Origin of the sequence: Marinobacter panjinensis, assembly GCF_005298175.1 — a bacterium.
Lineage (GTDB): Bacteria > Pseudomonadota > Gammaproteobacteria > Pseudomonadales > Oleiphilaceae > Marinobacter > Marinobacter panjinensis.
Genome location: NZ_SZYH01000001.1, coordinates 594,766 through 618,698, shown reverse-complemented (window position 1 = coordinate 618,698; position 23,933 = coordinate 594,766). Strand labels below are relative to the sequence as shown.

Sequence of the window (23,933 nt, the reverse complement as noted above, 5' to 3'; positions counted from 1 at the left end):
AGCGAAATAAAGTCCGACTATTTTACTTGGTCTTTCATGTTGGAGCGAACTCACTTAAAATACAGTTAAACTTACCAACGGGTTGCAATTATGGCATTGGTTACGGTGACAGATCCCGCACGGGATTACCTTGCACAACTTATCGAAAAACAGGATGTTGAGGGCATGGGCGTCCGTATTTTTGTGACGCAGCCCGGAACCAAGAATGCCGAGACCTGTCTGGCGTACTGCCCGCCCAATGAAATTGTGCCGACTGACGAGCAGGTTGATCTTGGCAAATTTACCCTGTTTCTGGATCACAACTCGGTTCCGTTCCTTGAGGAAGCCTACGTGGACTACTCCAAGGACCAAATGGGTGGCCAACTGACCATCAAGGCACCCAATGCCAAGGTGCCCAAGGTGGATGACGATGCACCGCTCCCTGACAGGATCCAGTATGTGCTGGCCTCCGAGATCAATCCGAACCTGGCCGCGCACGGTGGCGATGTGTCATTGGTCGAGATTGTCGACGGGTCCGTGGCTGTACTCCGGTTTGGCGGCGGTTGTCAGGGCTGTAGCGCCGTCAGTCTGACCCTCAAGCAGGGTGTTGAATCGACCTTGAAAGAGCGCGTACCTGAAATCTCTGCCGTGCGTGACGTCACTGACCATACGGTCAAAGAAAACGCTTATTATCAATAAGCTACAGTGTATCTTTTAAGTGTAATCAGAAGCCGGCTATCGCCGGCTTCTTTCGTATTGGAGCTGATATTTGTCAGCTGCGGGCGTGCCGTGCCACCGATTCTGTTCTGGCGGTACGGCCAATGTCGGTTTATTTCACTTACTTTAATATCAGTCACATAATCAGAACCAAACGGCGGGTAAGATTGCCTGCCTGACAATTAACGGCGCGCCCGCTGCACTGTGCCCGCCATTCATACGCTGGGGTTTGTCTTGGTTGATGTAGCACTTCTGTCTGTGCCACTTGTGGCCGCTATGGTTGGCTGGTTTACCAACTGGCTGGCTATTCAGATGTCATTCTATCCCGTGCAGTTTGTGGGTGTCGGAGTCTTTGGATGGCAGGGTGTTATTCCCCGCAAGGCCGAGAAAATGGCCCATATCTGCATCGACCGCACCCTGCAACAGTTTGGTGACCTGAACGCGGTCTACCAGCAACTGGAACCCCAGAGAATCGTGGAGCAGGTCATTTCCCAGGTCGGCCCACGGATGGATGAGTACATCGATGAGGTCATGTACGACATCCAGCCGGTGCTTTGGGACAACCTGCCATTGTTCGTCCGCAACCGCATCTACCAATGGGGGCGCGAACAGTTGCCGGGCCGGATCGAGTCACTGGTGGAGGACTTTGGTGACGATCTCAACGACCTGGTTGATCTCAAGGCGCTGCTGAGCCGTGAACTCGAGTCCCACCCGGACCTGATGAACCGGATATTCCAGCAGGCCGGCTCGGTGGAGCTCCGGTCGGTGATTAACCGCGGTGCGATCATCGGGGGTATTCTCGGGGCAATTCTGGCGCCCATCTGGGCCCGATACCCTGAGCCCTGGCTGCTGCCGGTGGGAGGGTTTGTCGTGGGGTTTCTCACTAACTGGATTGCCATTAACCTGATATTCCGCCCCCTGGAGCCCCGGCGCTTGTTCTTCTGGAAAGTTCAGGGGCTGTTTCTCAGGCGTCAGCCGGAAATCAGCGATGTCTGGGCCAAACTGGTCGCCGAGGAGCTGATTACGGTAGAGAAGGTCGCTGATGCCATGATCAACGGCAGCCATGGCGACCGCACCCGGGCAATTATTCAGAAGCACTTGCGACCACTTCTGGACAACTCCGTGGTCATGAAGCTGACCGCCCAGGTCACTGTGGGTATGACGGGTTACACTGAACTGAAGAAAGCCATGAACCAGAAGGCTGTGCTTGCAACCCATGATGTGTTCAGCGACCCGGCATTCAATCGGGAAAGGGCTCCGGTCGTGGCCAGCGTCCTGGCCAGCCAGATGAAATCCCTGGGCCCTGCGGAGTTCCAGGACATACTCAGGCCGGCGTTCCGTGAAGAGGAGTTCCAGCTCATGCTGGTGGGTGGGCTGCTGGGCGCCCTGGCCTGTGGGCTGCAGTTTCTGGCGTTAACCAAACTATTTTCGTGACAGACCGAAATAAAGGTCTGGCACAACTGACTGACCCGGAGGGCAGTGTATGAATTTTGGATGGACACTCGTTATTCAGGCAGGGGTAACAGCAGCTGCGGTATTATCAGTGGTTGCTGTGTTCTGGTTTGCCGTGGTGAAACCCCATCTTGACCGCAAGGTCGAGGAAATCATTAAGGCTTCACGGGAGATAGAACCTGCCGTAAAAAGAGGCGTGCGGCAGGGGGTGGAGGAAACCCTGCGGGAACTTCCGGAAAGCACGGCCAAGGAATCAACACGACAGTTTCTGCGCTTCGGTTCGAACCTGTTCGAAAACGGCCTGAGCAGCTTCCTTGGCGATGTGCCAGGTCAGGGCAGAAAGCCTCCCGGATGACCTACAGGCAGTTGGTCGGCCGCGGCAGACCGGCAATGCGGCAGGCGGTTTTTGCCGGGGTGCCGGGAAACAGCTGCATCAGATAGATACTGTTACCCTTTTCTTCACCAAACGCCTCTTTTACCGATTTTACGAACAGACGGTTAGAGGGCGGCGACATTTCATGCTGTTTGTAAAAATCTCGCAGAAACCGGATGATTTCCCAGTGATTATCGCTAAGGTTGATGCCATCCTCGTCCGCAATAACCTCGGCAACCTTCGGGTTCCATTGCTCGGCGATCTCCAGAAAACCTTCATTGTTTCGTTCCGGCATCGTGATATCAGTCATGGTTCACCAGCTAATGACGTTTTCTGCAGATGCGGTCAGGCCTACCATGCCATCGAATGACACAGTCTGCTCCTTGCTGAACTGCGATGAAAGTCCCCGCGCTTCCAGGTCCGGCGACAGCGCAAAACATCGCTCTGGGTTCAGACCCAGCCGCCGGGTAACAGCCAGGACGCCGTTTTCGGTCAGCAGCAAGCCATCCTCAGGCCCGATAGCAGAGAGGCACAGCCTGAAGCGGCTGTGATCCGGCGGCTTATTGAGGATATGCAGGGTTTTAAATGAGATCATTGTTTCAGCTCCTAGCCTGCAAACGCGACGTGATCAAAGCGGGCGGTCAGCTCCGGGCCGAAGTCGGTAATGGTGGCCTGGTCGAGCAGCTCCGTTTCAACCAGACCATACTGATCGCAGGCATGACTGTCTGCCAGCAGAGCTTCCACGCCGAAGATTGGCGCTGCAGACAGATTCCGCTCTATGGATTTCTGATGAACCTTCGCGGCGTCCTGTCCTTTGCGCAGCCAGTTCACTCCTGCACCGCAGAACAACAGCGACACGGGTTGATCAAACGCGGCTAGGGAGAAGGCCATGTCCAGCGCTTCCCGGCCTTCCCAGGAGCCGTAGGGCGGCTGGTCGATAATGATCAGTGTACTCATCGTCAGCCTCCCTTGTGAAAGTATAAAACCCGGGATTCAGAAGCTGTACTGTCTACCCACTCACCCAGGCCTGCTATCTCAAAGGGTGCCCGCAGGTTGGAAGCGGTCAGCTCGTAACGTTGCCGCTCTGATTCGTTGACAAGACCTCGCCGGAGAGCCGAGGCAATACAGGCAACGCCGGGAATATTGTTTTCGGCAAGAAAAGCGGCCCAGGCTTCAGACAGATTCAGTTCATCGGACGGGGGCGAGCTAAGGCTGGATGCCAGGTGAACGCCATCACCGTAGAGGAACACCCGGTCGATGCGCTTGTTGGCAGCCAGCACGGCGTGGGCAAACTGTAGAGCAGTTTGCGGTGCCTGAGACGAGTAGGGTGCCCCGGTAATCACCAACGTAAAAACCCCGGCAGGTGCCGGGGTTTTTGTCTGCTCTGGCAGGCTGTTGCTCATTCGTTGGAAAATGCGCCAATGAGGTGAAGCAGGCTCAGGAACAGGTTGTAGATATTCAGGAAGAGGCCTGTTGTCGCCATGATGTAGTTGGTCTCACCGCCGTTCACAATCCGGCTTGTGTCATACAGGATGAAACCAGACATCAGGAACACGATAGCCGCACTGATGGCAAGGCTGAAGGCGCCGATGTCAACGCCGAACATACCGGCAACCAGCGAACCCACCAGCGCTACCAGCACTACAACGAGACCGGCAACCAGCAGGCCTCGCATGAAGCTGAAGTCTTTCTTGGTGGTCAGCACGTAACCTGACAGGGCCAAGAACACAACTGCGGTTCCGCCCAGGGCCTGCATTACAATCTGGCCGCCGTTAGACATGGCCAGATAGTAGTTCAGGGTTGGACCGATCGAAAGACCGAGAAGACCCGTGAACGCGAAGACCACACCAATACCGGCGGAGCTGTTGGCGGTTCTTGGCAGAACCAGCCACACCAGGGCAAGTGCGCCCAGCATGCAGATGAGGCTTACGCCTCGTCCCAGGCCGATAGACATGGAAACGCCAGCCATCACGGCACTGAACAGTAGTGTCATGGCGAGCAGGCTATAGGTGTTACGCAGAACCTTCGTCGCCTCAGGACTGATGGCGGCTGTGCCAGAGCCACGGTTTAGCGTGATGCCCTGACGCTTCTGAACGTTATACTGTCTGTTTTCCATTCTGAATCTTCTCCGGTTTTTATCAGCTGTGTTTAAACAGCTAGTGTGGCGCAGGAGCCCATCATGGCTCTGCATCCGAATTCTTACTCCATCATAATGCCGAATTCCCAACTTTCAATCGTTTCTGACTTTAATGGTGGGTAAAGATTCCCTTAAATACCATTAACTCCAGGTTAGACTTCTCTGAACGGCTCAATCCTGCCAGGGATTTTGCAGGGCGTTGACAGAACAGGAGATTCCGGTATCATGCTCCCCGCTGTCGCAATGACGGCTGTGGAGAAAACGGTGGGCTGGCAGAGTGGCTGAATGCAGCGGTCTTGAAAACCGCCGAAGGTTAGTAGCCTTCCCGGGGTTCGAATCCCTGGCCCACCGCCACTTTCTCTTCATTCTCTTTGGTTTCCCGTCACTTTCACTGCCTTTAATCCCGCTTGCAGTCTGAGTTGATTCCGCGTGATTCGACTCCATAATTGACTGACAGATGTGAAGGGGATCCAGCTATGCAGAACTCAAAGACCGATCAGGAGACGACTCAGGACGTTCGCCACGACCGTAAATTCTCGGTGTCGGCCAATCGTGGTGGGGCAAGCCATTAAGTCCGTTATGTGGAGGCAGGGGGAGCTGCAGTGGATACGCAGGAGTGTGCGTTCTGCGAATCAGTGCCGGACCTTTTAGAGAGCCCTGCCAAGAACAGGACTCCCTGAGACAAGTCCGGATCAGATCACAGGTCTCGGCCCGGGTACTGAACCTGCTTTTGTTCTTCTGCAAGCCTTAGCCGGGTGGCCAGTTCATCCGGCTTATTGGTGGGCACTGTCCAGCCCTGCAGGTTGTCTTCAATCAGTTGCGTCAGAGCACTGATGTGCCCCGGTGTTGCATTCAGCGCCGGGATATAACTGAAACCTTCGCCGCCCGCTTCCAGGAAGTATTCCCGATTCTCTTCATCAATTTCCTCAACGGTTTCCAGGCAATCCGAGGAGAAACCGGGGCAGAAGACATCGATCGACTTTACGCCTTTCCCGGGCAGGGATTTCAGGGTCTCGTCGGTGTAGGGCTGCAACCATTCCTCACGTCCGAAACGGGACTGGAAGGTCGTCATGTAGTCACCCTTCGACAAACCGAGCCTTTCTGCCAGCAGCCGTGACGTCTTGTGGCATTCGCAATGATAGGGATCGCCCTTTTCCAGGTACTTCAGAGGTACGCCGTGGTAGGAAAGAATCAGCTTTTCATTTCGCCCATGCTCATTCCAGTGTGCCTGAATATGGTTGGCCATGGCTTCGATGTAGGGCGGATAGTCCGGGTAGTGGGAAACAAACCGGAGGTCCGGTATCCAGCGCCGGCGCGTGAAGTCATGGGCAATGGCGTCAAACGTGGATGCGGAGGTCGAAGCGGAATACTGGGGATACAGCGGCAATACCAGTAACTGCCGCACCCCCTGCGCCTGCATTTCATCCAGAACCTTTGAAACACTCGGGTTACCATAGCGCATGGCAAAACCAACCACGATGTTGTTGCCGTACTTTGCCTGCAGCTCTTTGCGAATGCCTTCCGCCTGTTTGGCGGTGTGGGTCAGCAACGGCGAACCCTCAGGTTGCCAGACGCTGGCATAGGCCTTGGCGGAGCGGCTGGGCCGGATCCGCAGAATAATGCCATGCAGGATCAGCCACCAGATCGGTCGGGGCACTTCCACCACCCGGGGGTCCCATAGAAATTCGCCTAGGTAGCGGCGCAGGGCTGATGAGGTCGGGGCATCCGGGGTTCCCAGATTGGTGACCAGTACCCCGGTCTTTTCCGGATGGTCATGGCGAAAGTTGGCGGTACCCTTGTACTGCATGGTGCTGCATCCTGGTAGCGTTTGTGTCCGGGCAAAAGGTGACTCAGGACTTCTTCTGTGCCTGCTCGGCCATTCTTGGTGCCAGGCCGCCGATATCATAGCCGGCATTGCGGGCTTTGCTGACAATGTCCTGTGCCGGTTTGGAGCGAGCGGAGCTCAGTGCCCAGAGAACCGTGCAACGTGTTCCCGAGCGACAGAAAGCCAATACGGGTTTCTCGACCTCCCGGATCATTGCATCAAACCGGTCAACGTCATTATTCAGGATATTGCCGGATTCCACCGGCAGATAAACCCATTCCATACCATTTTCACGAGCAGCGGCTTCGATGTCAGCCATAGCGGGTTGCCCAGCTTCCTCTCCGTCTGGCCGGTTGGCCACGAGGGTTCTGAAACCCAGCTTTGCAGCCTCGGCAATGTCGTCTACCGACAACTGAGGGGCCACGGAAATCGTGTCATCAATGCGTCTGATGTCCATTCAAGATCCTCTAACCAGTCATGAAAAGCCAATGCATAATGCCATAGTGAACCCGCCTGTGTCAGAGGGATGTGAGGGGCGGGCAACGGGTGATTTCATTTCGCAGCCCGGTTTTTCTCAACCACCTCGAACAACCCCATACCAGCGATCATTGCCACCACGAATACCAGGGCACCGGTTTTACCGGCTCCCAGCGCTACCAGTCCAGGTCCGGGACAGAAGCCGGCTAGCCCCCAGCCTGCGCCGAACAGAACACTGCCGACCACCAGCCGTTTGTCGAGACGGTCTGAGGCGGGCAAGCGCATATCGAAGCCGAGGAAGGACATTGTCCGCTTCTTCGCGACGGTAAAGGCGAACAGGCCTACAAGAATGGCGCCAGCCATCACAAAGGCCAGGGAAGGATCCCATTGCCCGGCAATATCGAGGAAACCGAGAACCTTTTCGGGATTGGCCATGCCACTGACAAGCAGGCCCAGGCCAAACAGGAGGCCGGCACCGAATGAAGCAAGATTGAATTTCATGAATCAGGCTCCTTGAATCAGGTGGCGGATGATATAAACGGTAATAAAGCCGGCTGCCATAAAGGTCAGGGTTGCAGTCAGCGAACGTACGGATAACCGGGACAGGCCACAAACGCCATGCCCGCTGGTACAGCCGGAGCCATAGCGTGTGCCGATGCCCACCAGCAGACCCGCCACGATAAGGGCCGGGTAACTCGCTTTGATCTCGATGGCTGGCAACTCCGCTATCATCATCCACAACAGGGGTGCGGCTAACATGCCGGCCAGGAAGGCCACGCGCCAGAGCACATCACGCTTCTGCGGCGTCAGCAGACCACCAAGAATTCCGCTGATACCGGCAATTCGCCCATTCAGCAATATGAACGCAGTTGCCGACAAGCCAATAATGATTCCGCCGGCCAATGCGGACCATGGGGTGAAATGTCCCCACGCGATTTCAATCATGCAGTGCATCCTCTAGAAGCAATAGAACTATAGATATATCTTAAGGTAATAACTATATAACGAATTTGAGGCATAAAAAAGCCCGGCACTGGAGGCCGGGCAGAGGCGTGCGAGTAGTATCCATGAAAGACTTCCAGACAAACCGGCATCAGCAGGGATACCGGTACAGTGAAGTATTGACCATATTTTGAACACTTCAAGCCTCCGAACGATTCGTTTGATCACATTTTTTCATATAGAAAGTGTGCTTATACTAAAGCCGTTGGTGGTGCGGGTATCAGGGCAAGTGGCAAAAGGCCGTTGGGGAAGATTTGCGGTTGCTGACTGAAATTCGGGGCCTGCTGTAATACAATCAATGGTAACAGAGCGTTTATATCCTCCGAGGTTTTGCATGTCTGACGAAAACGAAAACAAGCCGGAAAACGACGAACAGCTGGCGGGTAAGATCAAGGGGTCTGCAAGGCAGATCTGGCTTGCCGGGCTGGGAGCCTACACCAAGGCAGAAGAGGATGCCGGCAAGTTTTTCGAGCGCCTGGTCCAGGAAGGCGAACAGCTGGAAAGCAAGACCCGCGGTGTTGTCGAGAAACACGTTCGGTCGGTGGAGGATCGCGTGGGTGATGTGCGGGACAGGGCCACAGGTACCTGGGACAGACTCGAGCACCTGTTTGACGAGCGGGTGTCCGGGGCGTTGCGCCGCCTGGGTATTCACCGCCGCGAGGACATAGACGCTCTGGAGCGCCGGATACAGGCGCTCGAAGCCGAACTTGTCCGGTTACGTGAACAAACCGAGGACCGTTCCGAGGAGGAATGATCCGCCATCGTTGGTGCTGGAGCTCCGGGATTCACGCTCATAGATAATCCCGGCTCATCAGATAGATCTGCTCTTTTTCCTCAGACCTCAGGTAGGGCAACAGCAAGTACATCATCTGGTAAACGCCTCGGCCGGGATCCATGGACTCCCGGTCTTCCAGGTGCGACAGGCTGTCAAAGCTGCTCCAGTAACAGGCTGTCAGGGTCAACTGGTCGCAGAGGGCCTCCAGTTCTCCGTCGGTGATCTCCATGATGCCCTGGCGCCGAAAGCTCTCACAGATCGTCCTGAAACCGCTGGTTTTCTTCTTGAGTATGCGGCGGAAACGCGTCTGCAGCTGTTCGTAACGCGACAACACGTTCACCAGGTCCTGGTACAGGAAACGGTAGCGGGCGACGGTTTCAAACAGCAGGTGCAGGAAAAAACTCTGTTGGTCCAGGCTGATATCGGCGTCCGCAGGCACCGCCAACAGGTCGAGCATCTCGTGCTCGTAACTGGCAAATAACTCCCCGACGATGTCCCCCTTGCTCTTGAAATGGTAATAGAGGTTACCGGGGGAGATATCCAGTTCGTCAGAAATCAGCAGGGTCGTGACGTTGGGTTCGCCGGTGCTGTTGAACAGCATCAGGCTGGCCTCCAGAATTCGGTCGCGGGTTTTGATTTTTTTCATGGCGCGGCCTGGAAGGGGGTCAGATGTCGAAGCTGGCCCACACCGGACAATGGTCCGAGGGCCGCTCCATGGCACGAATGTCGTAGCTTACCCCGGCTTCCTTTGCCTTTGGTAGCAGGTTGTCACTGGCCATGACCAGATCAATCCTCAGCCCCCGGCGCGGGTCCCGTTCAAACCCTTTGCTGCGATAATCGAACCAGCTGAAGGTGTCTGATTCCTCCGGATGCAGATGGCGGAATACATCGGTAAAGCCAAGGCTTTCCACCTGTCCCAGCCATTCCCGCTCTTCCGGAAGGAAGCTGCATTTCCCTGTACGTAGCCAGCGCCTGGCGTTGTCGGCACCGATGCCAATATCCAGGTCGGTGGGGGAAATATTCATGTCACCCATGAGCACAATCTCGTTGCCGGTCGCCTTGAGTTCGTCGAGGTAGCGCATCAGGTCGGCGTAGAACTTCTCTTTGGCCGGGAACTTCACCGGGTGATCCCGGCTTTCACCCTGGGGGAAGTAGCCGTTAATCACGGTCAGCTTATGGCCGTCTACGGTGAAGTGGCCGGTAATCAGCCGCCGCTGGGAATCCTCGCCATCCCACGGGTAGCCTTTCTGAACACTGTCTGGCTCCTGACGCGAAAGCAGGGCAACGCCGTAATGTGTTTTCTGACCATGAAAGTGAACGTGGTAGCCCAAGTTACGGATAGCCTCCACCGGGAAATCTTCGTCAGTCACCTTGGTTTCCTGCAGGCCGATGAAATCCGGGTTGAGATCCCTGATGACGGCCTCAAGCTGGTGCAGTCGGGTGCGAATACTGTTGACGTTGAAGGAGACAAACATCATCTGTGAAGGCTCTCTGTTGTAGCTGTGGCGGAAAACAGAAAGTCTATCATAACAGGCCGGGGTGTCTGCGTTGGCTGTGAGGACGGATTCAGCGGGTCAGTTCACAATCCGGGGTGGTTTCCACGGTATAACGGATATGGGCGGTGTAATTGGTGTCCCTGTCCTTGCGGATATTGGTCAGGCCTATGTAGTCCGTCAGCATGCCTTCTTCGTTGTAGCCCAGCAGAATCGGGTCCACCAGGAAACCGAGAATGACACCGGAAGGCTTTATCCGCACTGTGTACGCGGCATCAATCCGGTTGTCGCCTGCGGGCTCGAGAACAAAGCCGTAGGCCTTGCCGCGGGTAGGCGCCAGGAAATCAAATTCCACACTGTCGCCGGACGTAACAGCCGCCCAGTTCTGTCGGACCAGATGGTCAAAGCCCGCATCCGCCACCAGGGTGTCGGTAACCTCTACCGAGAAGCTTTCCGTGTTCCCGTCTGGCGTGCGCCATTCGATCGTCAGTTCATCATCGTTCGGATTGGTGATGTCCATGGCTTCGTTGAATTCCGGCTGCCGGAAGTCAACGGTGGGGCGCAATTGCGACTCATCGTAGGAAAGTGTCTTGCTGGCGAATTCATTGCCGCCGGCGCGAACGTAAGTAACGGTTTGAGTAGCGGGGTAGAACAGGCCGTCTGAACACTCGCCTTCCACAAGATGGCGCTCTTCATAGATTACCTTGTCATCGCTTTTCGCCGTGGCTTCACCGGTGAAGCGTACTTCCGCCGCCATGGTGGTGAGCACCGGCAGGGAGAAAGCGAAAAACACTACCATTCGTTTCATCGGGCCAGCTCCGGGTAGAGGACCTTACGCAGGTAAAGCAGGGCCGGAAACACCACCAGCCAGCCGGCAGCCAGTGCCAGCAGTGACAGGGTCAGATCGGGAAGTTCTACCGCACCCAGTTTGCTTGCGGACCAGTAGGCGAATGGACCTGCAACCGGAGCACACACAAACGGCAGCCAGGCCCTGCTGCTGATCCAGGACAGGGAGTGGGAGAGGGTGGTCATGAATATGGCCCAGATACCCACCAGCCATACCGGCGTGAGTTCAACACTGCCGGTACCGTCATCGAGGATACCGGTCTGGAACCAGATGCCATCAAGCAGGCCGCCAAGGACGGCGCCGGCGCCGATAAACTGCAATTCGGCGAGGCGGTGCCTGCTGATAAAGGCAAGATGAAAAGCTACCAGCAACACCACGAAGCCGGCCGCCGAAAGGCCCGGGTAGAGAACACAAATGAACCAACCCACCTGGAACAGAACGAAATTGATGGTGTTGCGGACGGTATCTGACTGAATCATACGCTGAGGATATTCGCGCGTTTGTTGCCCGGCTTGGCGAACACTATTTGCGACACGCCAATGGCCCGTTCGCTGAATCCGGCCTCGCAGTAGGCAAAGTAAAAATGCCAGAGCCTGCGAAAGGCTTCATCGTATCCCTGGCCCTCAAGCTTTTCGCGGTTTGTCATGAATCGCTCGCACCAGTCGTGCAGGGTGCGGGCGTAGTGAAACCCGATATCCTCGGCATGGGTCATCACCAGGTCGGACCCGCTACGAACAGAGCCCAGAATGGCGCCGAATGAGGGGATAAAACTCCCCGGGAAGATGAACCGCTGAATAAAATCAACATTTTTCAGTGCCCGGCGATAGCGCTGCTCGGGCATAGTGATGGCCTGGACCAGTGCCAATCCCTCGGGTTTCAGTAACCGGCTGATCTGGGAAAAATAGCTGTCCAGGAACTGTGGGCCGACCGCTTCAATCATCTCGATGGACACCAGCTTGTCAAACTGGCCTTCCAGGTCCCGGTAGTCATCAAACAGCAGGGTGATTCTGTCCTCGAGGCCCTCGGCCTTCACCTTTTCTCGCGTCAGCTCAAGCTGTTCGGATGAAATTGTGGTGGTGGTCACATGGCAGCCGAAGTGCCTGGCAGCATGTACCGCAAAGCCGCCCCAGCCAGTTCCGATTTCCATCACACGATCGCCGGGGTGAAGGTCAAGCTTGCGGCAGATGGTATCGAGTTTGTGTACGGCTGCCTCCTCCAGGGTTGCCTCAGGGCGCGGGTAGATAGCCGACGAGTACATCATGGTGGGGTCGAGAAAGGTTTCAAACAGGTCGTTACCCAGGTCGTAGTGGGCACTGATGTTATTGCGGGAACCCTCTTTGGTGTTCCGGTTCAGCCAGTGCAAGCCTTTTAGCGCCGGCTTGGTGATCCAGCTGAATCTGTCTTCAAATTCGTTCATGCGGTCCACGTTGCGGGTGAAGAAACGCAACAGCGCCACCAGGTCCGGTGTTGACCAGTCTCCAGCCACATAGGATTCTGCTGCACCAATACTCCCGCCGGTAAGCAGGTCCTTCCAGGTACTGCTGTCATGGATAACCAGTTCTGCTGGCGCAAAGCGGATGTCGCCATCGCCAAAACTCAGGGTCTGCTGGCCGGCCTCACGAATGGTCAGGGCGCCGTCTTCCAGCAGTGACAATTGCTGGCAGACCAGGTGCCGTGCCACACGGCTGGTCAGGGGGGCATGCCTTTCGGCGCCTGTGGATTCAAGTGAGGTGTTCAGGTTCTCCATGAGCTTACCTTTCCGGTTGTCTTAGTTCGGTCGGCGGCCCTGGTAACATCAAGGCCTGAATCGGTGCTTCCGAGCCTGTGGGCAGGGTCGCTTTCCGGAAGCTTGTCCGGGTGGGTGAAAAAGGGCACGCCCTTGAGTTTCAGCTTCAGTGCGTGCCAGTAGATTCCACCCACCACCTTCAGCGCTTCGACGGGAAACTGCCTGAGGCTTCTGTGAAGTTGTTTACGATCCAGGGGGGTGCGTCGGACCACCAGAGTGGCATCAAAATGTTTACGGTCGTCCTGAAATACATTCATATGAATGCGCACTTCAGGACCCCGGAAACTGAAGGTCCATTGGTAATGCTGGTCCATGGGATTGAACGGGGATACATGGAAACGTTTGCCGAACCCGAAACGCTCCGTGCGCCAGCCGGCACTGGTAGGCTCCGCCCCGGTGCTTTCCAGGCAGTACACGTGTCGGTCTTTCCAGGGGGTGTTGGTAATCTGGGCCAGAATTACCCTTGGTACTGCGCCATTGTCAGGCCTGTCACCGGCGTTGTAGCAGAAGTAGAAGCTGACCGGGTTAAACACATAACCGAAATAGCGGGGGTGGGTAATCAACTCTACCGGGCCATCCGGTTTCCAGCCTGTCGCGCTCTGCACCTGATTCGTCACGGACTGCAACAGGTTGTCTTTCTCGGGCTGAAAGTAGTCCTGCCGCCGAAGCGAAAGCCAGTTGAACTTTTCCAGCGAAAACAGACGGCTTATGTCAGTCACTGAGTGCCACTCCCGCAAATCCAGTGCCAGCATGCCGGTGCTGTAACTGAACTCATGGCGCACAGGCGCCATGCGTCGATGGCGGATGGTGCCCTCCAGCCACTGGCTGTGAAGGCGATCGCCTATCAACGTGTCTTGCACGGCAGCATTCACGGTTACAACTCCACTCCCAGGGCGCTGGTGACTCGCAATGCGCTGCACACGCCGTCTTCATGAAAGCCGTTGAACCAATAAGCGCCGCAGAAATGGCTGCGATTGTGGCCGCCGATTTCATCATAACGTTTCTGGGCGGCAACGGCTTGCAGGGTAAACACCGGATGGGCGTAGTCGAACCGTTTGATAATGCGATCCGGAGCAATATCAGCGCTGCGGTTGAGAGTGACGCAGAAGGTTTCCGGGGCATGGTGAAAGTTCTGCAGCACATTCATGTTGTAAGTAACGGAAACCGGCTCGGTACTGTGTTGGGGGATAAAGTAGTTCCAGGCTGCCCAGGCGCGCCGGTTCGAGGGAAGTACCGTGCTGTCAGTATGAAGCACCACGTCATTGCTCTGGTAGGTAATGGCCCCCAGGATTTCCAGTTCTTTGGCGGTGGGGTCCTTGATCATTTTCAGTGCCTGGTCGCTGTGACAGGCAAACACCACCTGGTCAAATTCCTGTTGCTCATCGTTCACGGTCAGCAGCACCTTGTCCTGCTGACGTAACACAGCGGTCACCGGGCTGTTCAGGTGGGTGTGGTTTTCAAGCCGGCCCATCATGGCTTCGACATAGCGGGCAGAACCGCCGGAAATAACCCGCCATGTGGGCCGGTCGTCTACTGACAGCATGCCGTGATTGTTGAAAAACTGCAGGAAGAAGCGGATCGGGAACTGTTCCAGCACAATTTCCGGCGCTGACCAGATAGCGGCGCCCATGGGAACGATGTAGTACTTGCGGAAATACCGGGAGTAGCCGTTACGGTTGAGGTATTCCCCAAGGCTTTCTTCGTCCCCGATGTTGCCTTCTGCCAGGTCTGCGCGGGACTCCCTGTTGAATCTCAGAATCTCCCGGATCATACGGAGGAATGGCAGATTCAGCAGGTTGCTGCGTTGCGCAAACAGCGTATTCAGGCTGGTGCCGTTGTACTGCAGGCCAGACGAGTGACAGTCAACACTGAAGCTCATGTCGCTGACTTCGGATTCAACCCCCAGCCGGTCCATCAGCCTGATAAAATTGGGGTAGGTCCAGTCATTGAAGACTATAAACCCAGTGTTGACCGGCCACTCTCGTCCGCCGGCCGTCACCGATTCTGTGTTGGTATGACCGCCGGCGTAGTCTCCGGCCTCAAACAGTTCTACATGGTACTTTTCCGATAGCAGCCAGGCTGTGGTCAACCCCGATACACCAGCGCCAATAACGGCAATACGTTGACGTTCGTTACTCATTCATTGGATTCCTGTTCTTTCCTGCTTTGCCGGCTCATGCTGGCTGCCATTCGGTCAATCAGGCCCTGGGGCAGGGCTCCGAGGAGCTTCAATGTCCATGTAAAACGTTTGGGAAATGCGATCTCCGTTTTTCCCTTGCGCAGCCCGTTTACAATCCGTGTTGCTGCATCTTCCGCAGATACCAGGAAGGGCATGGGAAAATCATTGCGATCGGTCAGGGGCGTTTTGACAAAGCCCGGGGAAACCACCACAACATCGATGCCTTCGGAGGCCAGGTCCGCCCGCAAGGCGTGGGCAAAATACGTCAGTGCCGCCTTGGAGGCGCCGTAACCTTCCGCCCGCCCGAACGGAAACCACCAGGCCGAGGAACTGACAATCACCAGGGTGGCCGGACGCCCCTGCTGCACCGTGCGCCGAAGTGCGGGCAGGGCGATATCCAGGCAGCGGGCGGTACCAACCACATTGGTGGTCACGTTGTGGTCGATGATGCTGCTGTCGTATTCCGCAATTTCCAGGTACTCACAGGTGCCAGCATTCAGAATGGCCATGTCCAGGCTGCCGAACGATTCCAGGTCAGCGCTGATTGACTGAAGCGCTTCCCGGTCCGTGGTGTCAGCCATAGCGGACTTCATCCTTTCCGGTGCCAGGGCGCACAGTTGGTCAAGTGCTTCCTGCCTGCGACCGGTGATGATCAATCTATGGCCCTGTTGGACAAGTTCCCTGGTAACCGCCTCTCCGATACCGGAACTGGCCCCGGTGATCCAGATACTGGATGGTGAATCAAGCCGTTGACTCATCCTGCCTGATTCCTTATCCAGCGAATAATGCCGCCCATGATCGGGAGGTTCTCGTAGAGCAGTTGGCCCGCGTCAAAGTAGTCACGATGAGAGAGGACACGCCCCTCGCGGATCACCAGTTGGCTGATGCCGTCTACTTTCACAGCCTTACCTTTAAGAATGCGCTTGTGCTGCAAATGCATCACCCAGGGGATGCACACGTCTTCACCGTTGATCACAGGGTCGCCGAAATCGAAGCCGCAAGAGATGACGTTGGCGTAGGCGCCGGTGAAATATTCTGTGAGCTCATCAATGCCCCGAACCGTGGTAAAGGGATCCGTAAAGCGAACATTGTCGCTGTACACGCTGCCCAGCTCGGCCATATTGCCAGCGCAGAGATTGTTAAAGAGTTGCCTGAAGCGACCAAGGGTTTCGTGCACCGACGAATTCCTGTTACCCATATCAATGATTGAGGCGGTACTCATGATCTTTTCCTCCTCATGGCATCCAGTTGGCGGGTTTCTTCCTGAATGTGCTCTGGAATCGGGTTCAGGTCCCAGATGATGCCCAGGCGCGCTAATAGCCAAAGTCCGTACCAGGTCATATCCACCTCATACCACCGGAATCCCTGGCGCACGGATTGCGGCCAGCGATGGTGATTGTTGTGCCAGCCTTCGCCCATGGTAATCAGGGCCAGCCAGACGTTGTTTCTGCTGTCGTCGCCGGTGTCAAAGCGACGTTTGCCCCACACATGGGACAGGGAATTGATGGACACGGTGGCATGGAAGAGCACTACCGTGGAAATGAAGAATCCCCACACCAGCAGTTGCAACCCATTTGTGCCCAGCTCCGGGGCCCGGGCTGCCAGACCTTCGCCCAGCGCATAGATGGCAATAGCGGCCGCTGCGGGCACCAGCGAGTCAAACCGATTCAGGAACCGCAACTCCGGAAACTTCATCCAGTCCTTTACCCGGCGCTCATTCATGGCAAAACCCGCGTCGCAGGTAAACCAACCAACATGGGACCACCAGAATCCGCCCTGGTGGGGGGAGTGCAGATCCATTTCACCATCGGAGTGCTGATGATGGTGCCTGTGGTGGGCGGCCCACCACAATGGTCCGCGTTGGGCTGCACTGGCACCGAGGGCCCCGAACAGGAATTGCGCCATGCGGCTGGTCTTGAACGTTTTATGGGCGAAGTAGCGATGGTAGAAGCCGGTAATGGCAAACATACGCACAGCAAAGAATGCAGCTGCAAAGACCACGGCAAAGGTACTGGTGCCGGTAAAAATGACCAGCAAACAGGCAAGATGAAGTGCTATAAAGGGCACTACCCTGAGAAAATTGAAAGCGCGAGAGCTTGTGTCGAGGTGATCCGAACCCGCAGTGGAGTCGAACCATCTCAGAATGTTTGTCAGCCAGTTATGCACTCGGGTCATACCCTGATTGCCCTTTAGTTCGTGGTTTACTCTGTTACGTTTCTTCAACCGGATCTGGATGCACGATAAACGATGTTTAACCAAACCGATCAGATGCCTGTTATACGCCGGATAGCCATAGTTGGTTCAGGGCTGGCCGGCCTGACTGCCGCACTTTTGCTCAGGGAAAAAAATGTTGACGTCATGGTCTTTGAAAAAAGCCGCGGCCCGGGCGGGCGGATGGCCTCAAAGCGTGTTCCCGGAGGTTCTGCCGATATCGGTGCCCAGTACTTTACAGCGCGAAACCCGGCGTTCACGGGGTTTCTGGCCCACTACGCCGGTGAGGACCGATTCGGGACCTGGCCGGGGCGGTTCGGCTATCAGAATCCTGATGGCGGATGGGAGTCCTTTCCGGATGAGACCCGATACGTCGGGATTCCCCGAATGACCGCTATTACGCGGGGCCTGGCCTCAACAGTGGATGTGCGAGCCGAAACTCGTGTTGAACGCCTGGATCGTAGTGGCCGGGAATGGACTCTCCGGGACACTGACGGTGAGTCTCACGGCCCCTTTGACGGGGTTATCGTAACTGCGCCGCCGGCGCAGGCACAGGAGCTGTTCAGTAACAGCGGCTTGCAGGCGCTTGCTGGCGGTCTGGATGAACCGGTCCGCCACATTCAGCCGTGCTGGGCAACTGCAGTGCATTTTCCGGAGCCGCTGGAGCAGCCCTACGAGGGGATGCGCTGCCAGGATGAGGTGCTTTGCTGGGTCGCCAATAATTCCAGCAAGCCGGGCCGGGAAGATAAGGGCCAGTGGTGGGTTCTGCACGCCAACCCGGAATGGTCCCGCTTTCATCAGGATTCGGCCCCGGAAGAGGTGGCTGAAGACATGGTTGCGGCATTTCAGCGGGTTACCGGCTGCAACCTTCAACCTGATGAGGTGGTGTCCCATCGCTGGCTCTATGCAAAATCGTCATCTCCGGACCAGCCCGGTTTTCGGTGGTTCGATGATCACTGCATTGGCCTGGCCGGCGACTGGCTCAGTGGTGGCCGTGTGGAAGGGGCGTTCGAGAGCGCCCAGGGGCTGGCAGAGGAAATACTTTCCCTCTGAGTGGGCTGGTGCCGGTGCTCAGCGATCGTCGAGTACATCTGGCCGCACATAAAAGTGGCTGATGGTGCCGTCACTGAACTTGCTGAAGAACGCGCTGACATCGGTAATCTTTTTCAGGGAGCGGGTTCGATTGATCGGGTCCCTTACCAGCACTTTGATACCATTGAAATTGTCCTGGATATTGGAGAACCGGGCGCGCATGGAACAGGTCACCACCTGTTCCTGATGCAGGTTCAGTTCGCGAGACAGCCAGTTGCTGTGATCGCTGATACCCTGGGGCGATAGGTCTTCGCGGGTATCAAGGTGGTTCAGCTTAATGCGATCCACAATGCATCGTGAATAGCTCGAAGGCTTCTTCCGCGCCACCTTACGAAACGCCTCCCAGAAGAAACTGTCAGTCAGCTCCGCAAAATACCGCATGTTACTTAGGCAGGTGTCCACCCAGTCAAAAATCTCCGGGTCTTCCAGCACCTCGTTAATGGCTTCCCGCAGCAGCCAGTCGAAGCCAAGCGCGGTTTTGTGGGCGTAAACCTTTCGGTACATCTGGTGGCGGCTGTAGACAAAGTCTTCCAGGGCGCCCAGGCCTTTCTGGGTGATGGCAAGGCCGAGCCAGGGTTCGCGCACATCCCAGCCAAAGCGCAGGTTGCTGAGCAGGTGATCCAGATTGAAACCGCCAATGGTCACCGAAGAGTGGAAACCGTCCCGGAGCATGTAATCCGCCCGGTCTGCGTCGATCTCGCCCGACACGATGGACGACAGCAAGTCCATCACCAGTCGCGGCGTATCCGCCTCGCTGAGCACACCGGATTCGGCATCCTCGCCGGCAATAAAGTTCCAGAAGGTACGCGCGTGCCTGCAGAAGGCGTCACTGGGGCTGACATCCGTGGTTTCCATGATTCCGATCACGTCTCTGGCGTCCAGCCCCGCTGAGTCGAGATCGATGGAGCTGAGCACATCATGAGCGACGCGCACGGAGTAATGTTCGTGTTCAAGCTCCACCGGCCGTTCAGAGTGGTATAGCGAGTAATCAACACCTTCCCAGAGGTCATCAAAACGGTCCGGGCGCGACATCAGGTCATGAATCCGCCGGGCCTGGGTGAACTGATGGGAAAAGCTTGAATGGCCACTATCGTGCAACAGGCAGCCCAGGCGGATGGTTTTGGCCAGGTAGTCGATGGCGTCCAGCTGGCTCAGACTGAGGTCTGTCTGGTCGCTCAGCTGCCGTTCCCGCAGATAGGCATCGATCATGGAGCGGAACATACGGGTGCCCACGTGCATGACACCGATGCTGTGCAGGAAGCGGGAGTGTGTTGCGCCAGGGAAAACCAGGCTCAGTATGTCGTTCTGACAGATATTGCGCAGACGCTGAAACAGGGGGTGGTCGATAACCTTTATTTCATGCCGGTATAGCGGAATGCCGCCATGAACCGGGTCCATGATCAGCTTGTCATAGGCCCCGAGCAGATCATTTACGGCACTTCTCATAGATTACAACCTCCCAAAAACATCAAACATGTCTTGTTATATCACAGGGGCATGCCAGAATAGATATCAGAAAGCCGATTTCCCGTTTACCAATGGTAGTTTAGGGCAATAACCATGACAGCGCGCACTGAGCGCATTCTTATAATTGATTCGGATGAGCATGCCCGTTCGGAACTGGGTCGGTACCTTGAGGCCAGAGGTTTCTATGTAACCGGCTATGCCGATCTGAACTCGGCTCGCGCCCTGTTCAATGACAATATTCCGGACATTATTTTTGCCGATATGTCACCGGAGGCCATTGGGGAGCTGGCTAACCGGCTGGAGGATGCTGAAACCTTTACGCCGATTGTTGCCTGTTACTCCACCGAAGATGCGCCCGAGATAGTCAACGCCCTGCGGGCAGGCGCAGCGGATATCGTGCTTAAACCCTGTTCGGATGATCGTGGTGCCCTGGACGACGTACTCGGTAAACTGTTTGATCGGGTGCGGGTAAACCGACTCAACCAACTTTATCGGCAGGAACTGGAAGAAGCCAACCGCGACCTGCGGGACGGTATTGCCGAGTTGCGGGCCGACCAGCGGGCAGGGCGCAAGGTTCAGCTGCGTATGTTGCCCGACAACGAGCAAGTCTTGTCGGGCCTTTCTATCGAACATCTGATCAAGCCGTCATTGTTTCTCAGTGGCGACTTTCTCGACTATTTTCGTATATCCGAAGACAAGGTGCTGGTTTACATTGCTGACGTGTCCGGCCATGGTGCCAGCTCAGCGTTCGTAACCGTGCTACTGAAGAACCTGACAAACCGGCTTCAGCGCAACCTGCGGCGCGGTTCCAGCGACGACATACTCTACCCTGAGCGGTTCCTTGAGCGAATCAATTCAGAATTGCTGGATACCGGGCTGGGCAAGCACGTGACTGTGTTTGTGGGAATTATTTCCACCACCGACCGGCGCCTGCGGTATTCGGTGGGGGCACATTTTCCCATGCCCATCCTGTCGGTGGAAGGCGGCCGCACCGAGTTTCTCGAGGGTAGCGGCCTGCCGGTAGGGCTGTTTGAGGCCCCGGAGTGGGAAGTCTACGAGGTGCCGCTGGAACAGCCGTTTCACCTGATTCTGTTTTCAGACGGTATACTGGAAGTGATCAAGGCCAAAAGCCTTGATGAAAAGGAAAAGACATTACTTGAACTCGTCTCGGGAGGTAGTCACACTATTGCTTCGCTTAGCGAAGCTCTGAATCTCGACGAGATCACAGAGTTACCTGACGATATTGCTATCGTATCGGTAACGGACATGGTTCCGGAGCTGGATAGAGATAGCCCAACGTCGAAATAGTGGCAGTGGATTCAATGGCTGGTTACAAGATCCTGCAAGCTGTAAAACAGGGCATTTATGTCCTGAAGTTTATTGGTGAAATCCGGCTGAACCTATGTTCGACGCTGGACCATCTGGTTGAGTCCATCACCCAGGACCCCGAGTTCAAAACGGTGGTTGTCGATCTCACGGAAACCGAGATTATCGACAGCACCACCCTTGGGCTGCTGGCCAAGATCGCCATGGCGGCCCAGAAACGCAGTAATTTCCTGCCAACGATGATTTCCACTAACCCGGATATAACCCGAATCATTACTTCCATGGGTTTCGACAAGATATTTATTATTGTCCGAGAGCCCGCTTCCCGAATTGAGGAGCTGGAAGAAATACCCGTATTGCGTGCCAGCGAGCAGGACGTCCGGGACAAGGTTCTGGACGCGCACCGGGTGCTGATGGGCCTGAACAGCCGCAACCGGGAAGAATTCAAGAACCTGGTGCGTGCCCTGGAATGCGAAGAGCCTGGTTAAAGCCGGCGATCGTTACAGTGTTGTCCATTCCTGCCGGCCGTAACCGGGCCAACGATAAGCAAGCAACAACGGAACAACTATGCCTGATAATAAAGCCCCACGGCCACCGGAGTCCGCTCCAACAGGTCACGATGTGGCAGTCCTTGGCGGCGGAAGTTTCGGTACCGCCATGGCCAAGGTTCTTGGAGAAAACGGCCATACGGTGCACTTCTGGATGCGTGATGCAGACCAGGCCGATGAGATCCGCGATACCGGTATCAATAGCCGTTACATGCCTGACGTCAAACTGACTGGCGATATCCAGCCGACCACCAGTCTTCCGGAGGCAATAGGCAAGGCAGAAATTGTATTCGTCGCCATTCCCAGCAAGGCGTTCCGGGCCGTCATCCGGGATAACAGTGCCGAGTTCCATGACGACCAGATTGTCGTCAGCCTGACCAAGGGTATTGAGGAACACGGTTTCAAACTGATGAGTGAGATTCTGCACGAAGAGATCCCGCGTTGTCGGATCGGTGTTCTCAGTGGCCCGAACCTGGCCGGAGAGATTGTCAGCCAGGATCTCACCGCCACCGTTATTGCTGCCAAGGATCCCGAGGTTCGCCGCACCGTTCAGGAACTGCTGGGCTGTGAATATCTGAGGGTGTACGCCAACGTTGATGTCTACGGCGTGGAACTGGCCGGGGCGTTGAAGAATATCTACGCCATCGTGGCCGGTCTCGCCTCGGCGCGGGATCTGGGTGAAAACGCCAAGGCCATGCTCATTACCCGCGGGCTGGCGGAGATGAGCCGCTTTGCCGTCAGTCTCGGGGCAAACCCGATGACCTTTATGGGGCTGGCCGGCGTCGGGGACCTGATCGTAACCTGCACCTCTCCGAAGAGCCGTAACTATCGTGTGGGCTATGCCGTGGGTAAGGGCAAGGCACTCGACGATGCCGTGGCCGAGCTGGGCCAGGTGGCCGAGGGCATTTACACCCTCAAACTGGTCAAGGAAAAGTCCGAAGCCATCGGTATCTATATGCCTCTGGTACGAGGCCTGTATGAAATACTCTATGATGGCGCATCCATCAGTGCGGTCATCAACAGTCTGATGATGTCGGTCCAGAACTCCGACGTGGAATTCATTCTGCCACGCACGCTCAGTCAATAGTCAGTCAACAGCGCTTCGGCATATCCGGAGGTAAGCAGTGCACTTGATTATCATGCGTCATGGTGAAGCCGGTTGGCACACCCTCGACAGGGAGCGGGAGCTGACGGAATTCGGCCGGCACGGCGTGGCGGATGTTGCAGCGCAGATCGCGGAGTCACCCTGGCGGCCAGAATTTATCTGGTGCAGCCCGCTCGTGCGAGCCCGCCAGACGGCAGCAATCGCCTCGGAGATCCTCAATTGCGCGGTGACCGAAAAAGACTATATTACTCCGGACGATGACCCGGGGCGCTGTCTGGATGAACTTATTGAAGCGGCACCGGCGCAGCTGATGATTGTCTCTCATATGCCCTTTGTCGGCAGCCTCTCAACGCTGTTGGTGGATGGTCACCGCAAAGGTATACCGTTCATGACCGCCCAGGCTGTCGTACTCGAGATGCCTGTGGCCGGGCCAGGGTGCGCGGACCTCAGGGCCCAGTTTCTGCCATGACCGGATTTACTGAGGAATCGTCCTTATGACCCAGAAGCCCGAAACAATTGCCGAACAGGTCGAGAATGCGCAAGCCTCGAGTAAGGGACTGCCGCCTCTCGACAAGTGGAATCCGGAGCTGTCCGGAGCTATTGATATTGTCATCGCTCGTGACGGCCAGTGGCTCTACCAGGGCAAGCCCATTGGCCGTGAGGCGATCGTACGGTTATTTTCCACCATTCTGCGGCGCGAAGACGATGGGCACTATTACCTGGTCACGCCGGTGGAAAAGTGGCGGATTACCGTCGAAGACGCTCCGCTTCTTGCGCACTCTCTTCATGCCAGCGGCCAGGGCAGGGAGCAGGTGCTATCTGTGACCACCAATACCGGCGAAACCATAGAGATTGGAGAGGCGCATCCGCTTCACGTCGGAACCTACGAAGGTACCGACGAGCCGCGGCCAGTGGTTAAACTGCGCCATGGCATTGAAGCGCGGCTTGTCACCACCGCTTATTACGACATGGCGGACCTGGTGACCGAAGAAGCCATTGATGGCGAAACCGCCATAGGTGTCTGGAGTAGCGGAAATTTCTATAAAATTGCCGCCAACGGTTGAATTATGGGGCACCGTCCCAAATAACTGACGGTAGAAAACGCAGTACGACACTTGTTAAACTGTGCTTTCGAACTTGTT

The 23,933-nt window shown here is 56.1% G+C and carries 30 protein-coding genes and 1 tRNA gene; 11 read left to right on the top strand and 20 right to left on the bottom strand.

What is annotated here, in order from left to right; genetic code table 11:
* Positions 1-90 precede the first annotated feature (90 nt).
* The 3 genes from nfuA to FDP08_RS02830 all read left to right on the top strand — a co-directional run bounded on the left by nfuA (position 91) and on the right by FDP08_RS02830 (position 2,503).
* A complete protein-coding gene (gene nfuA, locus FDP08_RS02840) occupies positions 91-678 on the top strand; it encodes a Fe-S biogenesis protein NfuA (RefSeq protein ID WP_137434520.1) in 588 nt (195 codons plus the stop codon).
* 252 nt (positions 679-930) lie between these two features.
* A complete protein-coding gene (locus tag FDP08_RS02835; protein WP_206077265.1) occupies positions 931-2,130 on the top strand; it encodes a DUF445 domain-containing protein in 1,200 nt (399 codons plus the stop codon).
* A 49-nt stretch (positions 2,131-2,179) separates the two neighbouring features.
* Positions 2,180-2,503: a hypothetical protein gene (locus tag FDP08_RS02830; protein ID WP_137434519.1), complete on the top strand. Its 324-nt coding sequence runs from the start codon at positions 2,180-2,182 to the stop codon at positions 2,501-2,503.
* Position 2,504: 1 nt separating this feature from the next.
* Here FDP08_RS02830 and FDP08_RS02825 read toward each other — a convergent pair whose 3' ends face one another.
* The 5 genes from FDP08_RS02825 to FDP08_RS02805 are packed head-to-tail and all read right to left on the bottom strand — an operon-like array spanning position 2,505 to position 4,637.
* Positions 2,505-2,831, bottom strand: coding sequence for a TusE/DsrC/DsvC family sulfur relay protein (locus tag FDP08_RS02825; RefSeq protein WP_137434518.1), 327 nt, complete (start codon positions 2,829-2,831; stop codon positions 2,505-2,507).
* Positions 2,832-2,834: 3 nt separating this feature from the next.
* Positions 2,835-3,116 carry a sulfurtransferase complex subunit TusB gene (gene tusB, locus FDP08_RS02820; protein ID WP_137434517.1) on the bottom strand — a complete coding sequence of 94 codons (282 nt, stop codon included), beginning with the start codon at positions 3,114-3,116 and terminating at the stop codon, positions 2,835-2,837.
* 11 nt (positions 3,117-3,127) lie between these two features.
* Positions 3,128-3,478 carry a DsrE family protein gene (locus FDP08_RS02815; RefSeq protein WP_137434516.1) on the bottom strand — a complete coding sequence of 117 codons (351 nt, stop codon included), beginning with the start codon at positions 3,476-3,478 and terminating at the stop codon, positions 3,128-3,130.
* Positions 3,479-3,480: 2 nt separating this feature from the next.
* Entirely contained in the window at positions 3,481-3,924 is a 444-nt protein-coding gene (gene tusD, locus FDP08_RS02810; protein ID WP_137434515.1) for a sulfurtransferase complex subunit TusD, read from the bottom strand.
* Positions 3,921-4,637 (bottom strand): Bax inhibitor-1/YccA family protein, encoded by a 717-nt coding sequence (locus FDP08_RS02805; RefSeq protein ID WP_137434514.1) that lies wholly within the window; start codon positions 4,635-4,637, stop codon positions 3,921-3,923. The genes tusD and FDP08_RS02805 overlap by 4 nt, the downstream gene beginning before the upstream one ends.
* A gap of 284 nt (positions 4,638-4,921) precedes the next feature.
* On the opposite strand from FDP08_RS02805, the gene FDP08_RS02800 reads away from it, so the two are divergent.
* A tRNA-Ser gene (locus FDP08_RS02800) sits at positions 4,922-5,012 on the top strand.
* Positions 5,013-5,355: 343 nt separating this feature from the next.
* Here FDP08_RS02800 and hemH read toward each other — a convergent pair.
* The 4 genes from hemH to FDP08_RS02775 all read right to left on the bottom strand — a co-directional run bounded on the left by hemH (position 5,356) and on the right by FDP08_RS02775 (position 7,905).
* Positions 5,356-6,465, bottom strand: coding sequence for a ferrochelatase (hemH, locus tag FDP08_RS02790; RefSeq protein ID WP_137434513.1), 1,110 nt, complete (start codon positions 6,463-6,465; stop codon positions 5,356-5,358).
* A gap of 43 nt (positions 6,466-6,508) precedes the next feature.
* Positions 6,509-6,940 (bottom strand): protein tyrosine phosphatase family protein, encoded by a 432-nt coding sequence (locus tag FDP08_RS02785; RefSeq protein ID WP_137434512.1) that lies wholly within the window; start codon positions 6,938-6,940, stop codon positions 6,509-6,511.
* A 95-nt stretch (positions 6,941-7,035) separates the two neighbouring features.
* Positions 7,036-7,461, bottom strand: a complete 426-nt coding sequence (locus tag FDP08_RS02780) for a YeeE/YedE family protein (RefSeq protein ID WP_137434511.1) — start codon at positions 7,459-7,461, stop codon at positions 7,036-7,038.
* A 3-nt stretch (positions 7,462-7,464) separates the two neighbouring features.
* Positions 7,465-7,905 (bottom strand): YeeE/YedE family protein, encoded by a 441-nt coding sequence (locus FDP08_RS02775; protein ID WP_137434510.1) that lies wholly within the window; start codon positions 7,903-7,905, stop codon positions 7,465-7,467.
* A gap of 391 nt (positions 7,906-8,296) precedes the next feature.
* Here FDP08_RS02775 and FDP08_RS02770 point away from each other — a divergent pair, with 391 nt between their 5' ends.
* Positions 8,297-8,716: a phasin family protein gene (locus tag FDP08_RS02770; protein ID WP_137434509.1), complete on the top strand. Its 420-nt coding sequence runs from the start codon at positions 8,297-8,299 to the stop codon at positions 8,714-8,716.
* A 37-nt stretch (positions 8,717-8,753) separates the two neighbouring features.
* Here FDP08_RS02770 and FDP08_RS02765 read toward each other — a convergent pair whose 3' ends face one another.
* The 10 genes from FDP08_RS02765 to FDP08_RS02720 all read right to left on the bottom strand — a co-directional run bounded on the left by FDP08_RS02765 (position 8,754) and on the right by FDP08_RS02720 (position 17,217).
* Entirely contained in the window at positions 8,754-9,383 is a 630-nt protein-coding gene (locus FDP08_RS02765; RefSeq protein ID WP_137434508.1) for a TetR/AcrR family transcriptional regulator, read from the bottom strand.
* 19 nt (positions 9,384-9,402) lie between these two features.
* Entirely contained in the window at positions 9,403-10,215 is an 813-nt protein-coding gene (gene xthA, locus FDP08_RS02760; RefSeq protein ID WP_137434507.1) for an exodeoxyribonuclease III, read from the bottom strand.
* Positions 10,216-10,303: 88 nt separating this feature from the next.
* Entirely contained in the window at positions 10,304-11,038 is a 735-nt protein-coding gene (locus FDP08_RS02755; RefSeq protein WP_137434506.1) for a hypothetical protein, read from the bottom strand.
* Positions 11,035-11,556, bottom strand: a complete 522-nt coding sequence (locus tag FDP08_RS02750) for a DUF2878 domain-containing protein (RefSeq protein WP_137434505.1) — start codon at positions 11,554-11,556, stop codon at positions 11,035-11,037. Before FDP08_RS02750 ends, FDP08_RS02755 begins: the two co-directional genes overlap by 4 nt.
* The gene (locus FDP08_RS02745; RefSeq protein WP_137434504.1) at positions 11,553-12,824 is read right to left on the bottom strand and encodes an SAM-dependent methyltransferase; all 1,272 of its coding nucleotides are present in this window, start codon (positions 12,822-12,824) and stop codon (positions 11,553-11,555) included. Before FDP08_RS02745 ends, FDP08_RS02750 begins: the two co-directional genes overlap by 4 nt.
* Complete coding sequence (locus tag FDP08_RS02740) at positions 12,812-13,723, bottom strand: DUF1365 domain-containing protein (protein ID WP_228263216.1); 912 nt, start codon at positions 13,721-13,723, stop codon at positions 12,812-12,814. Before FDP08_RS02740 ends, FDP08_RS02745 begins: the two co-directional genes overlap by 13 nt.
* A 14-nt stretch (positions 13,724-13,737) precedes the next feature.
* A complete protein-coding gene (locus FDP08_RS02735; protein ID WP_137434502.1) occupies positions 13,738-15,003 on the bottom strand; it encodes an NAD(P)/FAD-dependent oxidoreductase in 1,266 nt (421 codons plus the stop codon).
* Complete coding sequence (locus FDP08_RS02730; RefSeq protein WP_137434501.1) at positions 15,000-15,800, bottom strand: SDR family NAD(P)-dependent oxidoreductase; 801 nt, start codon at positions 15,798-15,800, stop codon at positions 15,000-15,002. The genes FDP08_RS02735 and FDP08_RS02730 overlap by 4 nt, the downstream gene beginning before the upstream one ends.
* Positions 15,797-16,264, bottom strand: a complete 468-nt coding sequence (locus FDP08_RS02725; protein WP_137434500.1) for a nuclear transport factor 2 family protein — start codon at positions 16,262-16,264, stop codon at positions 15,797-15,799. Before FDP08_RS02725 ends, FDP08_RS02730 begins: the two co-directional genes overlap by 4 nt.
* Positions 16,261-17,217, bottom strand: coding sequence for an acyl-CoA desaturase (locus FDP08_RS02720; protein WP_137434499.1), 957 nt, complete (start codon positions 17,215-17,217; stop codon positions 16,261-16,263). Before FDP08_RS02720 ends, FDP08_RS02725 begins: the two co-directional genes overlap by 4 nt.
* A 72-nt stretch (positions 17,218-17,289) precedes the next feature.
* On the opposite strand from FDP08_RS02720, the gene FDP08_RS02715 reads away from it, so the two are divergent.
* A complete protein-coding gene (locus FDP08_RS02715; RefSeq protein ID WP_137434498.1) occupies positions 17,290-18,306 on the top strand; it encodes an NAD(P)/FAD-dependent oxidoreductase in 1,017 nt (338 codons plus the stop codon).
* 18 nt (positions 18,307-18,324) lie between these two features.
* Here FDP08_RS02715 and FDP08_RS02710 read toward each other — a convergent pair whose 3' ends face one another.
* Positions 18,325-19,791, bottom strand: coding sequence for an HD domain-containing protein (locus tag FDP08_RS02710; protein ID WP_137434497.1), 1,467 nt, complete (start codon positions 19,789-19,791; stop codon positions 18,325-18,327).
* A 114-nt stretch (positions 19,792-19,905) separates the two neighbouring features.
* On the opposite strand from FDP08_RS02710, the gene FDP08_RS02705 reads away from it, so the two are divergent.
* The 5 genes from FDP08_RS02705 to FDP08_RS02685 all read left to right on the top strand — a co-directional run bounded on the left by FDP08_RS02705 (position 19,906) and on the right by FDP08_RS02685 (position 23,855).
* Positions 19,906-21,120 (top strand): PP2C family protein-serine/threonine phosphatase, encoded by a 1,215-nt coding sequence (locus FDP08_RS02705; RefSeq protein ID WP_137434496.1) that lies wholly within the window; start codon positions 19,906-19,908, stop codon positions 21,118-21,120.
* A gap of 14 nt (positions 21,121-21,134) precedes the next feature.
* Positions 21,135-21,626 (top strand): STAS domain-containing protein, encoded by a 492-nt coding sequence (locus tag FDP08_RS02700; protein ID WP_137434495.1) that lies wholly within the window; start codon positions 21,135-21,137, stop codon positions 21,624-21,626.
* A gap of 79 nt (positions 21,627-21,705) precedes the next feature.
* Positions 21,706-22,773, top strand: a complete 1,068-nt coding sequence (locus tag FDP08_RS02695; protein ID WP_137434494.1) for an NAD(P)H-dependent glycerol-3-phosphate dehydrogenase — start codon at positions 21,706-21,708, stop codon at positions 22,771-22,773.
* 37 nt (positions 22,774-22,810) lie between these two features.
* The gene (locus FDP08_RS02690; protein WP_137434493.1) at positions 22,811-23,260 is read left to right on the top strand and encodes a SixA phosphatase family protein; all 450 of its coding nucleotides are present in this window, start codon (positions 22,811-22,813) and stop codon (positions 23,258-23,260) included.
* A gap of 25 nt (positions 23,261-23,285) precedes the next feature.
* Positions 23,286-23,855, top strand: a complete 570-nt coding sequence (locus FDP08_RS02685) for a DUF1285 domain-containing protein (RefSeq protein ID WP_137434492.1) — start codon at positions 23,286-23,288, stop codon at positions 23,853-23,855.
* Positions 23,856-23,933: the final 78 nt, after the last annotated feature.

What these genes read in the sequence shown, in the direction of transcription:
- FDP08_RS02770 (WP_137434509.1), top strand. Translation starts at nt 8,297, where the DNA reads ATGTCTGACGAAAACGAAAACAAGCCGGAAAACGACGAACAGCTGGCG.
- xthA (WP_137434507.1), bottom strand. Translation starts at nt 10,215, where the DNA reads ATGATGTTTGTCTCCTTCAACGTCAACAGTATTCGCACCCGACTGCAC.
- FDP08_RS02765 (WP_137434508.1), bottom strand. Translation starts at nt 9,383, where the DNA reads ATGAAAAAAATCAAAACCCGCGACCGAATTCTGGAGGCCAGCCTGATG.
- FDP08_RS02735 (WP_137434502.1), bottom strand. Translation starts at nt 15,003, where the DNA reads ATGAGTAACGAACGTCAACGTATTGCCGTTATTGGCGCTGGTGTATCG.
- FDP08_RS02755 (WP_137434506.1), bottom strand. Translation starts at nt 11,038, where the DNA reads ATGAAACGAATGGTAGTGTTTTTCGCTTTCTCCCTGCCGGTGCTCACC.
- FDP08_RS02715 (WP_137434498.1), top strand. Translation starts at nt 17,290, where the DNA reads ATGTTTAACCAAACCGATCAGATGCCTGTTATACGCCGGATAGCCATA.
- FDP08_RS02805 (WP_137434514.1), bottom strand. Translation starts at nt 4,637, where the DNA reads ATGGAAAACAGACAGTATAACGTTCAGAAGCGTCAGGGCATCACGCTA.
- nfuA (WP_137434520.1), top strand. Translation starts at nt 91, where the DNA reads ATGGCATTGGTTACGGTGACAGATCCCGCACGGGATTACCTTGCACAA.
- FDP08_RS02720 (WP_137434499.1), bottom strand. Translation starts at nt 17,217, where the DNA reads ATGACCCGAGTGCATAACTGGCTGACAAACATTCTGAGATGGTTCGAC.
- FDP08_RS02705 (WP_137434496.1), top strand. Translation starts at nt 19,906, where the DNA reads ATGACAGCGCGCACTGAGCGCATTCTTATAATTGATTCGGATGAGCAT.
- FDP08_RS02745 (WP_137434504.1), bottom strand. Translation starts at nt 12,824, where the DNA reads ATGGAGAACCTGAACACCTCACTTGAATCCACAGGCGCCGAAAGGCAT.
- FDP08_RS02710 (WP_137434497.1), bottom strand. Translation starts at nt 19,791, where the DNA reads ATGAGAAGTGCCGTAAATGATCTGCTCGGGGCCTATGACAAGCTGATC.
- FDP08_RS02750 (WP_137434505.1), bottom strand. Translation starts at nt 11,556, where the DNA reads ATGATTCAGTCAGATACCGTCCGCAACACCATCAATTTCGTTCTGTTC.
- FDP08_RS02815 (WP_137434516.1), bottom strand. Translation starts at nt 3,478, where the DNA reads ATGAGTACACTGATCATTATCGACCAGCCGCCCTACGGCTCCTGGGAA.
- FDP08_RS02730 (WP_137434501.1), bottom strand. Translation starts at nt 15,800, where the DNA reads ATGAGTCAACGGCTTGATTCACCATCCAGTATCTGGATCACCGGGGCC.
- tusB (WP_137434517.1), bottom strand. Translation starts at nt 3,116, where the DNA reads ATGATCTCATTTAAAACCCTGCATATCCTCAATAAGCCGCCGGATCAC.
- FDP08_RS02685 (WP_137434492.1), top strand. Translation starts at nt 23,286, where the DNA reads ATGACCCAGAAGCCCGAAACAATTGCCGAACAGGTCGAGAATGCGCAA.
- FDP08_RS02830 (WP_137434519.1), top strand. Translation starts at nt 2,180, where the DNA reads ATGAATTTTGGATGGACACTCGTTATTCAGGCAGGGGTAACAGCAGCT.
- tusD (WP_137434515.1), bottom strand. Translation starts at nt 3,924, where the DNA reads ATGAGCAACAGCCTGCCAGAGCAGACAAAAACCCCGGCACCTGCCGGG.
- hemH (WP_137434513.1), bottom strand. Translation starts at nt 6,465, where the DNA reads ATGCAGTACAAGGGTACCGCCAACTTTCGCCATGACCATCCGGAAAAG.
- FDP08_RS02785 (WP_137434512.1), bottom strand. Translation starts at nt 6,940, where the DNA reads ATGGACATCAGACGCATTGATGACACGATTTCCGTGGCCCCTCAGTTG.
- FDP08_RS02775 (WP_137434510.1), bottom strand. Translation starts at nt 7,905, where the DNA reads ATGATTGAAATCGCGTGGGGACATTTCACCCCATGGTCCGCATTGGCC.
- FDP08_RS02825 (WP_137434518.1), bottom strand. Translation starts at nt 2,831, where the DNA reads ATGACTGATATCACGATGCCGGAACGAAACAATGAAGGTTTTCTGGAG.
- FDP08_RS02780 (WP_137434511.1), bottom strand. Translation starts at nt 7,461, where the DNA reads ATGAAATTCAATCTTGCTTCATTCGGTGCCGGCCTCCTGTTTGGCCTG.
- FDP08_RS02695 (WP_137434494.1), top strand. Translation starts at nt 21,706, where the DNA reads ATGCCTGATAATAAAGCCCCACGGCCACCGGAGTCCGCTCCAACAGGT.
- FDP08_RS02700 (WP_137434495.1), top strand. Translation starts at nt 21,135, where the DNA reads ATGGCTGGTTACAAGATCCTGCAAGCTGTAAAACAGGGCATTTATGTC.
- FDP08_RS02725 (WP_137434500.1), bottom strand. Translation starts at nt 16,264, where the DNA reads ATGAGTACCGCCTCAATCATTGATATGGGTAACAGGAATTCGTCGGTG.